This window comes from Lysobacterales bacterium, from assembly GCA_016703225.1.
Taxonomy (GTDB): Bacteria; Pseudomonadota; Gammaproteobacteria; order Xanthomonadales; family Ahniellaceae; genus JADKHK01.
Map to the genome: position 1 here is coordinate 592,533 of JADJCM010000003.1, position 11,187 is coordinate 603,719.

The following is an 11,187-nucleotide window of genomic DNA, read 5'->3' on the forward strand; positions in this document are numbered from 1 at the left end:
GGCTCAAGGGGCGACGTGAGCTTGCCAGCGCAGCACACTCGGATGCATCGGTCCCAACTGTTCCTCCAGAACCCTCCATGCCGCAGCGTGATCAGCGGCAGCACTGCTGTCCCGGCGACTGCGCCACAACGCCAGCAGCGCCGCATCCATACCGCCTTTGGTCGCATCCACCGGCGCCGCGTTTGCCAAGGTCGTCGCCAGCAACTCCTGCGCCAGCGACTCCTGGCCTGACGCCAGCAGGCGCTCGGCGGCGCCCAGACGCAATCGCAGCGCATTGCGCGGTCCGTTCGGTCCTGAGGTGCTTATGGCAAGCATCGCCTGATCGGTGCTGCGCAGCGTTTCCTGCCCAGGCGCGTCGAGCAACTGCAGCAGCGCGCGGTAGACCAGCAGGGAGGGGACGATGGCCGCAGGTGGCGTGTCGCCGGCGATGGCGTCGACCTGATCCAGTTCGTCCTGGCCAAGTGTCGACTCACCGGCGGCGAGCGCGACATCGACCAGGATCAGGCGCATGCGCAGGCAATCCGGCGTTGCACTGCCGACGGCATCGCAGAACTGCCGACTCGCCGATTGCGCCAGCGCGATGGCCTCAGCGTGCCGCGCCATCGACGACAGCGCGCGTGCCTGTGAGGATCGGCGCGCTGCAGCGGCCGGAAGGTTCTCACCCACATCGGGCTGCGCCGCGATCTGCTCATAGGCGGCCAGCGCCAGTCGTGGCTGGCCGCGCAGCAGTTGCAGATTGGCCAGCAGCGTCTGGCCGACGCGGTAACCGATGCTGCCGCTGAGGTCGGCGTCGGCCCAGCGCTTCAGGCCTTCGCTGGCCATCGCCGCAGCTGCTTCGAACTGATTCGCCGCCATCGCGGTCTGTGCCGCGTTGATCAGCAGTTGTCCATGAATCAACGGGCTCATCGTGGTCGAGGTGCGCGCCAGCGCCACCGCCTGTTGCACCACGGCGTAGCCGGCCTCGATCTGGCCGCTGCTGCGCAACCACTGCGCGCGCAGGATCAGCAGTGGCGCCAGCGCCGCCGGGCGACGCTCGCCCAGGCTCGCCGCGGCCGCCTCGCCACCCTGCAAGACGGCATCGACCTGCTCTGGCTTGCCGGTGCGCAAGTAGCTGGTCGCCAGCGTTTCGGCAAAGGCCACCTGCTCGCTGGCGCTGAACTTCGCACGCTCCGCAGCCATCGGCTCGAGCAGCGCGATGGCGCGGGCGAAGTCGTTGCGGACGAGGTAGAGCTCGGCCACGCCGAGCAGGATCGAGCGCCGTGCGGCGGCGTCGCTGGCAGCGGCGCTCAGGTCGACCTGGCCGATCAAGTCCAGAAGCGCTGTGGGTTCGACCGCAGTTCCACTCAACAGGGCGCGATTGAGCACATTGGCGTAGTGCTCGCGCAACAACTCCTGGCGACGACCCTCCGCGTTGGCGAGATCGCGCTCGCGTTCGGCAGTGGCGGCAAACTCCTGTGCGCGCAGGGCTTCGGCTGCGGCGCGGTCGGCCTGGCGCACGCTGAATGCGGTCATCGCAAGCAAGAGACCGAGGCCGAGCACCGCAGCGCCCACGCCCAGAGTGTGCCGACGCATGAACTTGCTGCCGCGGTACCAGGCGCTGTCGGGGCGTGCCTGAATCGGCCGGCCGTCCAGATAGCGTCGCAGATCGTCGGTCACGGCCTGCACCGTCGGATAGCGCCGCTGCGGTTCGCGCGCCAGGCAGCGCAACACGATGATGTCGAGATCGCCGCGCAAACTACGCGCCGCGCGCAGCTGGCCTTGAGCCAGCACCTTGGACGGCGCCTCGACGCGCCAGTTCGCACTCACCTGGGGCAACTGCATCCCGCCCGTGTTGACGAAGGGCCGCCGCCCGACCAGCAGTTCGAAGAGAACCACACCGAGGGCATAGACGTCCGTGGCGACGCTGATCTCGCCGCCTTCGACCTGCTCCGGAGCGGCATAGTTGGGGGTGAATACGCGTGCGCCAGTCTGTGTTCGGGCATCGGCATCCACCCCATCCAGCAACTTGGCGATGCCAAAATCGAGCAACTTCAGCTCGCCCGCCGCCGTCACCAGCAAATTGTCGGGCTTCAGATCACGATGCACGATCAGGTGCTGGTGGGCGAACTGCACCGCCTCCAGCGCCTGCAGCAGCAGCTGCACGCGGTCGCTGATCGGCAATTCGCGCGTCTGCGCAAACTCAGTGATTGGCATGCCCTCGATCAACTCCAGCGCGAACCAGGGCAGGCCGTCGGCGTCGACGCCGCCGTCGAGCAGCGCGGCGATGTGCGGATGTTTCAGTCCCGCCAGAGCCTGGCGCTCGCGCAGGAAGCGCTCGACCAGCAACGCGGCGCTGGCAGCCGTCGCCGAGCCCGGATGCAGACGCTTGATCGCGACTTCCTGCGTGAACTGCCCATCCACGCGCCGCGCGCGCCACACCGCGCCCATGCCGCCGCGACCGATCTCCTCGATCAGCTCATAGGCGCCGAGGCGCTGGCCGGCCTGATGCTTGTCCACTGGGGCAGCATCGCCCAAGGCTTGCACCATATCCGGTGGCGGCGGATCGGCGTCGAAATGCTGCAGCAACACCGCCAGTTCTGCGCCGAGTTCGGGTTCAACAGCCAACAACTCCCGCAGCCGCGCCGAGCGCGCCTTCGGTGGCAGTTCGATCCATTCGACAAACAACTCGGCGGCACGGGTGGCGTGCGGGGAGACGGACATGCAGGACCCAGCGATCAACGACAGGGTGCAATCATCGCCGAAAGCGGGCTGGAACTGCGTTGATCGGTCGAGTCTATCGAGAGGCGGGTCCCTGATCGCGCGCGAGCGCGCTCCCACAAGTTCTTCGTGGACTGACGCCAGGCTGGTAGGAGTGCGCGCGCGCGATTTGCTTTCGGGGCTACTGCCCCACCTGCAAACGCTGCTCGATCCGTTCCAGGCGCGCGCGCAGATCGGCGTTCTCGGCTTCCAGCTTGGCATTCAAGCCCTGGATCGCCGCCAACGCGACGCCATCGGCATCCACGGTCGGTATCGACTTGCCGTCGCCGGCAAAGCCGAAAGTTTCCTTGAAGTCCTCGGCGACCGGGCCGATGTGGGTGCCCTCGGTCGAGGTCTTGTAGCTCCAGGTGGTGATCGGCAGCGTCAGCACCTTGGCCAGGATCGCGCCCGGATCGATCGCTGCGAAGCCTTCCTTGAGTTCGCGCGTCGGCGTCGCCGCTGGCTGGCCGTGCGCCCAGCGTCAGATCAGCCCCGGACAGCGTTTCGACGGTCGTGTTGATCGTGACCAGCCCGTCGTCATGCACAGCCATGCGCCAGGCGTTGTCGGCAAACACGCCAGTCCAGTTCTGGCTGTTGCTGCCCCGTCCCAGGTAGGATCGTTGCTGCGCTTCGTCATCGAGCCAGATGCCGCCGCTGACATCACCGGCGCTCGCGCCCGCGGCTCCCAGCCGCAGCCGCCCGTCGAAGGTAGCCACCGGCCGGCCGTCGTTCTGGATTGCTGGAGTGAAATTGCTGGAGAACAGCAGTCCCGACGATGCTGCTTCCGAGCGCACCACCAGGTCGCCGCTGGAGTCGATCAAGTAGATCGATCCAGTCTTGCCCGAGCGGGACGTCAGCCGGAAATCGGCATCGGCGTCACCGCCGCCGCTGGCGGGTCGGGCGTGGACCACCAGATCGCCGGCTGTGTCTGCAATCTGCCCCAGCGCATTGACCCGCACTCCGCGCGGAGAACTCAGCACCAGGGTCTGATTGTCGGTGTTCCCAACGAAATTGACGTCCGGATCGCTGCCGCTGTCGCCGGTGGTGCTCCAGCAGGCGCCGATCAGCGGCGCCAGGGTCACTTTCTCGCGGCCAGCGATTTCATTGAATGCTCCGTTGCTGGCGCCGTCGCGCACCGCCGCCTGCAGCCAGGCTGGGCTGTTCTGAGCCGCCGGCGGCGCATCCAGTTCAACCTGAAATTGACCGTCGACGACCTCGACGTCTTCCAGTGTCGTCGGGTAGTCAAGCGGTGTGCCCGCTTCGGCGCTGCTGTAAAGGCTGATCTGCAAATCATAGCGGCCGTTGGCCGGCCGCCCGCCGTCGCTGAGTTGGCCGTGGTAGCGCATTGGCGCGGCCGAGACGACATGGCCCAGGGAAAGCAGCAGCGACAACAGCAGCAGTTTGCGCGCAGGTGTGGTCATGATGCGGTGGTCCTGTTTATTCGAAACCATTGAGGAAGATGCCGTTGCTGGTGTCGCAGACGGCCTGGGCGGACTTCAGGGCAAAGCGCCCGGTGCTGGCGGCATTGTCGGCATCGACACGGGCGCTTGCCTCGATCTCGAAGCGGGCATCGGCCGAGCGGGCAGGGGCCTCGTTCAGCGCGCCGGTCAGCGCAAAGCGCGCAGGGCTGTCGGGAGCAGCAGGGGCCGCCAATAGCGCGGCCAGGGTGAGACTGAGGAACTGCGGCATGAGTGGATCTCGTCGAAGTACGTCGAGATCAAGGAACGACGTTTGCCGGCGTCAGCGATCATTGGCCTGCGCGTCGAAGCGGGTAGGGATAGGAAATCCAGAACCACGCTGCGCGCCGTGCGGGGCTCAGTGTACGCCGCGGGCGGATACCGTTAATCGTCCCGCACGCATGCCGCGCAGGCCTTTGCTGCGCCATTCTGGGGCGCCCGCGACGCTCGCGGGGCACTTCACTCCCGCGCGGAGCCATTCGCCAGATGGCTTCCTGCGGTTCGCGCCATTTCGTAGGCGAGCGGCGTCGGCGACGCGATGTTTCGGCGACATGGATGTCAAGGTTGCCCGTAGTTCGGAAGGCATTTCCGCGCTGCAGATGGACATCAAGATCGACGGCATCACCGAAGAGATCATGAAGGTCGCGCTGAGCCAGGCCAAGGCCGGCCGTCTGCACATCCTCGGCGAAATGGCCAAGGGCCTGAGTGCGCCGCGTGCCGAGCTGTCGGACTACGCGCCGCGCCTGCTGACAATGAAGATCCACCCGGACAAGATCCGAGAAGTGATCGGCAAGGGCGGCGCCGTGATCCAGGGCATCACCAAGGAAACCGGCACCCAGATCGACATCCAGGACGACGGCACGATCATCATCGCCTCGGTCAACGCCGCCGCCGCGCAAGCAGCGAAGGCACGCATCGAGCAGATCACCTCCGATGTCGAACCGGGCCGCATCTACGAAGGCAAGGTTGCCAAACTGATGGACTTCGGTGCCTTCGTCACCATCGCCCCAGGCAAGGACGGTCTCGTCCATGCCTCCCAGATCTCCAACGAGCGCGTCGAGAAAGTCTCGGACAAGCTCAAGGAAGGCGACATCGTCAAGGTCAAGGTGCTCGAAGTCGACAAGCAGGGCCGCATCCGCCTCTCGATCAAAGCCGTCCTCGAAGACGCCGCCGCCGAAGCCTGATCGCTTCAGCGAAACGCACCAAACAACAAACGGGCTTCGGCCCGTTTTCTGTTGCCGCGAACTTCGTGATCGATCCCAGGTCTGCGAAAGAGTGGATGATCTCCTTCGCACCATCCTTGGCTGCGTCATCGTCGCTTGCGGCGCCGCCTGCGTCGCGCCGCTTGCACATGCAAGTTCGACGAAGAGTGGTAGCACAGCCGCCCTGGTGCGGTTGGCCGACGGTTGCCGTGTGGACTTGGAGCGCGCAATCGGGCGCCCGCTTCGTTCCGAGGAGTGGCCAGGAATTCTGTCTGCCCCTCCTGCGGGATTTGACGCCTGGCAGTGTTCCTACGCGAGCGTGCGGCGGCCAGTGGACTCGTGGCGTCGCCCGATCGCCCTGAGCGAAGGAGTCGGCGTCTATTCGTTCGGCGCGGACGGCATCGACGACCGGGGCGAGAAAGACGACATCGCCTCATGGCGGCCATTGGATCCCAACTTCTACCCGAAGCCGCCGATCCGACTGCAGGACTTGCCGCTGCTGCTGATCCAGCCGGCCTTGTTGCTGTCGCTGTTCGGCATTCCCGCCTGGTGGGTGTTCGGGAGACGGAAGCCGGCTGGCGTGCGACGCTGACGCCATGGCGGGGTAGGGCGTCCGGCGGCGACTGTCGTACCATCCGGGAGTGCGGGACGGTCGTGGCTTGGTGTCGCGGCGAGGTGCAGGAGAGCAGTGCAGATGAACGATTCGCCGCAGGCGGTGATCGCCGATGTGCGGGATGGACGCGCGCCCGATCCGGGCGCGCTCGGTCGGTTCGTGCAGGGCATGGCCGATGGCCGTACCAGCGAGGGGCAGATGGCGGCGTTCGCGATGGCGGTGCGGCTGCGCGGCCTGGCGGATGCCGACACCGTGCGGCTGACGCTGGCGATGCGCGACAGCGGCGAGCGATTGACGCGGGCGATGCTCGGCATTGATCTGCCCTTGCTCGACAAGCATTCGACCGGCGGCGTCGGCGATGCCGTGAGCCTGGCGTTGGCGCCGATGCTGGCGGCCTGCGGTGCGGCGGTGCCGATGCTGTCCGGGCGCGGGCTCGGCCACACCGGCGGCACGCTGGACAAGCTCTGCGCGATTCCCGGCTACCGCGTCGACGTCGATACCGAAATGTTGCGCCGCGCGCTGCGTGCTGCCGGTTGCGCCATCGTCGGCGCCGGCAAGGGCCTGGCGCCGGCCGATCGGCGCCTGTATGCGGTGCGCGATGTCACTGCAACCGTCGACGCGATGCCGCTGATCGTTGCCTCGATCCTGTCGAAAAAGCTCGCGGTCGAACTCGATGCGCTGGTGCTCGACGTGAAGTGCGGCAGTGGTGCGTTCTTCCCGGATCGCGACGACGCGCTGCGTCTCGCGCGCGGCCTGGTCGATGTCGCGAATGGCGCCGGGGTGGCGTGCTCGGCACTGATCACCGACATGGGGGAGCCACTGGTGCCGGCGGTTGGCAATGCCACCGAGATGCGCGCCGTTCTTGCCTACTTGCGTGGCGATGCACAGCCAGCGCGGATGCACGCGGCCTGCCTCGCACTCGGCGCCGAAGTGTTGTGGCGCGGTAGTTTGGCTTCGACGCCGGAAGAGGCGCACGCGCTCCTGCAACGCGCGCTCGCCAGCGGTGCTGCGGCCGAGCACTTCGAGCGCATGGTCGTGGCACTCGGTGGATGCAGCGATGTGCTGCGCAGTGGCGCAGCCGCACTGGCGCAGGCGCCCTTGCAATGCGACGTGTTGGCGCCGACGTCAGGACACATTCGCGCGATCGACTGCCGTCGCCTCGGCGAGTTGGTGGTCGATCTCGGCGGCGGCCGCCGCCATCCCGACGACGTGATCGATTTCGCCGTCGGTCTCGATCAGGTTCGCGCCGTCGGCACCGCGCTGCAGTCAGGCGATCCGTTGCTGCGCCTGTGTCTGCGCGATGCGGCGCAGGAAGCCTGGGCGCGTGAGCGCGTGTTGGCTGCGTTCGAAATCGGCGACGCCGCCCCGGCGGTGGCTCTGGTGCAGGCGCAGGTCACGATGGGAGCGACGCCATGAGCCGTGCCTTGCTGGTGGTGCTGGATTCGCTCGGCATCGGTGCCGCGCCCGATGCCGAACGCTTCGGCGATGTCGGCGCCGATACCTACGGTCATATCGTCGAGCGTTGTGCGCCGAACTTGCCGCACCTGACCGCGCTCGGGCTGGCCGCGGCGCATGCGCTCGCGCAGGGGCGCGAACCCACGGATCGCGAGCGTGCCGGCGCGGACGCGGTGTACGCGGCGATGCACGAGCGCTCCACCGGCAAGGACACGACCAGCGGCCACTGGGAGATGTGCGGCGTGCCGGTGACCTTCGACTGGGGCTATTTCACCGCCTACGAAAACAGTTTTCCGCCGGCGCTGCTGGATGCGCTGATCGAACGCGCCGGCCTGCCGGGGTGCTTGGCAATTGCCGCGCGTCGGGCACCGAGATCATCGACCGCCTCGGTCCGGAACACGTCGCCAGTGGCAAGCCGATCGTCTACACCTCGGCCGATTCGGTGTTCCAGATCGCCGCGCATGAAGATGCGTTCGGGCTTGAGCGCCTGTACCACGTTTGCAAAATCGCGCGCGAACTGGTCGACGAATACCGCATCGCGCGCGTTATCGCGCGGCCCTTCCTCGGCTCCGCCACGCAGGGCTTCAAGCGCACCGGCCACCGTCACGATTACGCGGTGCCGCCGAGCGCGCCAACCCTGCTCGATGCGCTCGTTGCCGCGGGCCGCGAAGTGATCGCGATCGGCAAGGTCTCCGACATCTTCGCCGCGCAAGGCATCAGCCGCTCATTGCCGGCGAGCGGGCTCGATACCTTGATCGAGACCACGATCCAAAGTTTCCGTGATGCGCCCGATGACAGTCTGGTGTTCGTGAACCTGGTCGACTTCGATTCCGAATACGGCCATCGTCGCGATGTTCCCGGCTACGCCGCGGCGCTGGAGCGGTTCGACGCGCGCCTGCCCGAGTTGCTGGCCGCGCGTCGTGAGGGCGACCTGCTGCTGTTCAGCGCCGATCACGGCAACGATCCAACCTGGCCCGGTTCCGACCACACCCGCGAGTGCGTTCCGCTGCTCGCGCTCGGCGGTGGCCTGCGACCCGGCAACGCCGGATTGCGCGACGGTTTCGCCGATCTTGGCCAGACGCTCGCCCGCCATTTCGGCATTGCCGCGCTGGCGCACGGCCGCGCCCTGCCATTGAACGATCCGCACTGAAGGAGCCCGCCATGGGAACCCCGCACATCTCCGCCAAGCCCGGTGATTTCGCCGAGACCGTACTGCTGCCGGGCGACCCGCTGCGCGCGCTGCATATCGCCAACACCCTGCTCGACGACGCCGTCGAAGTGACCCGGGTGCGCGCCATGGGCGGCTATACCGGTACTTGGCGCGGTCGGCGCGTGTCGGTGATGGGCACCGGCATGGGTATTCCCTCGTCGTCGATCTACGCCACCGAACTGGTGCGCGAATATGGCGTCAAGCGCCTGGTGCGCATCGGCACCTGCGGTGGCGTGGCCGACTCGCTGCAACTCGGCGACATCGTGCTCGGCATCGGTGCCTGCACCGACTCCGGCGTCAATCGCGCACGCTTCAAGGGCATGGATTACGCCGCGGTGGCGAGCTACGGCCTGTTGGCCGCGGTGGCCAACGAGGCGCAGCGGCAGGACATCGCGGTGCAGGTCGGCAATCTGTTCAGCGCCGACCTGTTCTACGGCCCCGACCCGACCATGGTCGACACGCTGGCGGCGATGAACATCCTCGGCATCGAGATGGAAGCGGCCGGACTCTATGGACTCGCCGCGCAGTACGGCGCCGAGGCGCTGGCCGTGTGTGCCGTCTCCGATCATCTGCGCACGCACCGGAGCTGGTCGCCGGAACAACGCCAGCTCGGCGTCGATGCCATGGTGCGGCTGGTGCTGGATGCGGTCGTCGGCAGGTAGCCGCGTCACGCGCGCCCCGATTCCGCCTGCCACGCGATGCGCGCGCTCGGGGATAATGCGCGCCTTCGAGGAGGTCCGATGACGGCACGCATTCTTGATGGCAAGCGCATCGCGGACGAGGTGCTCGACGGCATCGCGGTTCGGGTGCGCGCGCGGGTGACGAGCGGGCAGCGGCGGCCGGGTCTGGCGGTGGTGCTGGTCGGGGCCGATCCGGCTTCGTCGGTGTACGTGCGCAACAAGCGCCGCGCCTGCGAGCGCGTCGGTTTCGTGACCCGGGATTTCGATCTGCCGGCATCGATCGACGGTGCTGAACTCTATGCGCTGATCGATCGGCTCAACGCCGATGCCGCGGTGGACGGCATCCTGATCCAGTTGCCGCTGCCGCCGCAGATCGACGCCACTGACCTGATCCAGCGTATTCGCCCGGACAAGGACGTCGATGGCTTCCACGCCGAGAATGTCGGCCGCCTCGCATTGCGCCAGCCGGGCCTGCGCCCGTGCACGCCAAAGGGCATCATGACCCTGCTCGCGCATACCGACAAACCGGTGCGCGGGCGGCACGCCGTCGTCGTTGGCGTCTCGAACCATGTCGGTCGTCCGCTGGTGCTCGAGTACCTGTTGGCCGGCGCCACCGTCACCGCCTGCCATCGCTTCACCGCCGATCTGGCGGAGCAGGTCGCCAAGGCCGACCTGCTCACCGTGGCCGTGGGCATTCCGGGTCTGGTCCGTGGCGAGTGGGTGAAGCCCGGCGCGGTGGTCATCGATGTCGGCATCAACCGTCTCGGGGATGGCAGCCTGACCGGCGATGTCGAGTACGCCGCGGCGGCCGAGCGCGCCTCCTGGATCACGCCGGTGCCGGGCGGGGTGGGTCCGATGACGGTCGCGATGTTGATGCAGAACACCCTGGAAGCGGCGGAAGTTCGCGGCGGTTGAACCAATGTCATCTTCGCTCGCCTACAATCCACGCTCCCGAAGCTGATGTTGCACATGCGCCCGATTCTCCGTTCCGCCGTCCTTGTTTTCGCGCTCGCGACGCTCAGCGCCTGCGCCATGGTCGTGCAGCGCGCCGCCGATGGACTCGGCGCTGGATTGACCCAAGGCGTCAGCAACCACGACGACGTCGACACCGTCGCGGCTGGTCTGCCGGCCTACCTGCTGTTGCTCGATGGTCTGATCGAAGGGGATCCGCAAAATCCGGCGCTGCTGCTCTCCGCAGCCAGGCTCTATGGCACCTATGCCGGCGGCTTCGTTGCTGATGCCGAACGCGCCAAGCGTCTCTCCGACCGCAGCTTCGGTTACGCCACGCGCGGCATCTGCGCGCGCGACGCGGCGTTCTGCAAGCAGTTCGACAGCAACGACTTCGATGCCTTCAACGCCTTTGTCACGGCGAATGTCGGGCCCAAGGACATCGACGCCACCTACACCTTGGCGTCCAGTTGGGTCGGCTGGTTGCGCGCCGACAGCGCCGACTGGAACCGCGTCGCCGACTTGCCGCGCATCGAGACCCTGCTGAATCGCGTCAACGAACTCTCGCCGGCGCACGACCACGGCAATGTGCTCGCTTATCTCGGCGTGCTCGATTGCCTGCGGCCGGCTTCGCTCGGCGGCAACCCCGAGCGTGGGCAGCAGCGCATGCAGGCAGCCGCCGCGGTCGATGCCGGGCGCAACCTGTTGCCGAAGGTGCTGGATGCCGAGTACTGCCAGCGCCTGCTGTTCGATCAGCAGGCGCATGATCGCCTGCTGGACGAGGTTCAGGCTGCGGACGCGAACATCCCCGGCCTGACGCTGTCGAACACCATCGCCAAACGCCGCGCGGCCGAACTGGTCGTCTCCGGCAAGGACTATTTCTGAG

Annotated in this window: 8 protein-coding genes and 2 pseudogenes; 7 read left to right on the forward strand and 3 right to left on the reverse strand. The window is 67.2% G+C overall.

Annotated elements, in window-relative coordinates; all coding sequences use genetic code 11:
* Positions 1-3: 3 nt before the first annotated feature.
* The 3 genes from IPG63_15930 to IPG63_15940 form a co-directional block, all read right to left on the reverse strand.
* Positions 4-2,700: a serine/threonine protein kinase gene (locus IPG63_15930; protein ID MBK6728685.1), complete on the reverse strand. Its 2,697-nt coding sequence runs from the start codon at positions 2,698-2,700 to the stop codon at positions 4-6.
* Positions 2,701-2,878: 178 nt separating this feature from the next.
* On the reverse strand, positions 2,879-3,154 hold the full coding sequence (locus IPG63_15935; protein ID MBK6728686.1) for a tail fiber domain-containing protein: 276 nt from the start codon (positions 3,152-3,154) through the stop codon (positions 2,879-2,881).
* 1,019 nt (positions 3,155-4,173) lie between these two features.
* Positions 4,174-4,425: a hypothetical protein gene (locus IPG63_15940; GenBank protein ID MBK6728687.1), complete on the reverse strand. Its 252-nt coding sequence runs from the start codon at positions 4,423-4,425 to the stop codon at positions 4,174-4,176.
* A gap of 313 nt (positions 4,426-4,738) precedes the next feature.
* Between IPG63_15940 and IPG63_15945 the strand changes: the two are divergent.
* The 7 genes and pseudogenes from IPG63_15945 (at position 4,739) to IPG63_15975 (ending at position 11,186) form a co-directional block, all read left to right on the forward strand.
* Positions 4,739-5,377: pseudogene (locus IPG63_15945) on the forward strand (S1 RNA-binding domain-containing protein).
* A gap of 349 nt (positions 5,378-5,726) precedes the next feature.
* Positions 5,727-5,987 carry a hypothetical protein gene (locus IPG63_15950; protein ID MBK6728688.1) on the forward strand — a complete coding sequence of 87 codons (261 nt, stop codon included), beginning with the start codon at positions 5,727-5,729 and terminating at the stop codon, positions 5,985-5,987.
* 102 nt (positions 5,988-6,089) lie between these two features.
* Complete coding sequence (locus IPG63_15955) at positions 6,090-7,424, forward strand: thymidine phosphorylase (GenBank protein MBK6728689.1); 1,335 nt, start codon at positions 6,090-6,092, stop codon at positions 7,422-7,424.
* A pseudogene (locus tag IPG63_15960) lies at positions 7,421-8,613 on the forward strand (phosphopentomutase). Before IPG63_15955 ends, IPG63_15960 begins: the two are co-directional and overlap by 4 nt.
* Positions 8,614-8,624: 11 nt before the next feature.
* On the forward strand, positions 8,625-9,335 hold the full coding sequence (deoD, locus tag IPG63_15965) for a purine-nucleoside phosphorylase (protein MBK6728690.1): 711 nt from the start codon (positions 8,625-8,627) through the stop codon (positions 9,333-9,335).
* Positions 9,336-9,413: 78 nt separating this feature from the next.
* On the forward strand, positions 9,414-10,268 hold the full coding sequence (folD, locus tag IPG63_15970) for a bifunctional methylenetetrahydrofolate dehydrogenase/methenyltetrahydrofolate cyclohydrolase FolD (GenBank protein MBK6728691.1): 855 nt from the start codon (positions 9,414-9,416) through the stop codon (positions 10,266-10,268).
* A gap of 54 nt (positions 10,269-10,322) precedes the next feature.
* A complete protein-coding gene (locus IPG63_15975; GenBank protein ID MBK6728692.1) occupies positions 10,323-11,186 on the forward strand; it encodes a hypothetical protein in 864 nt (287 codons plus the stop codon).
* Position 11,187 lies beyond the last annotated feature (1 nt).

What these genes read in the sequence shown, in the direction of transcription:
- IPG63_15930 (MBK6728685.1), bottom strand. Translation starts at nt 2,700, where the DNA reads ATGTCCGTCTCCCCGCACGCCACCCGTGCCGCCGAGTTGTTTGTCGAA.
- IPG63_15940 (MBK6728687.1), bottom strand. Translation starts at nt 4,425, where the DNA reads ATGCCGCAGTTCCTCAGTCTCACCCTGGCCGCGCTATTGGCGGCCCCT.
- IPG63_15955 (MBK6728689.1), top strand. Translation starts at nt 6,090, where the DNA reads ATGAACGATTCGCCGCAGGCGGTGATCGCCGATGTGCGGGATGGACGC.
- deoD (MBK6728690.1), top strand. Translation starts at nt 8,625, where the DNA reads ATGGGAACCCCGCACATCTCCGCCAAGCCCGGTGATTTCGCCGAGACC.
- folD (MBK6728691.1), top strand. Translation starts at nt 9,414, where the DNA reads ATGACGGCACGCATTCTTGATGGCAAGCGCATCGCGGACGAGGTGCTC.
- IPG63_15975 (MBK6728692.1), top strand. Translation starts at nt 10,323, where the DNA reads ATGCGCCCGATTCTCCGTTCCGCCGTCCTTGTTTTCGCGCTCGCGACG.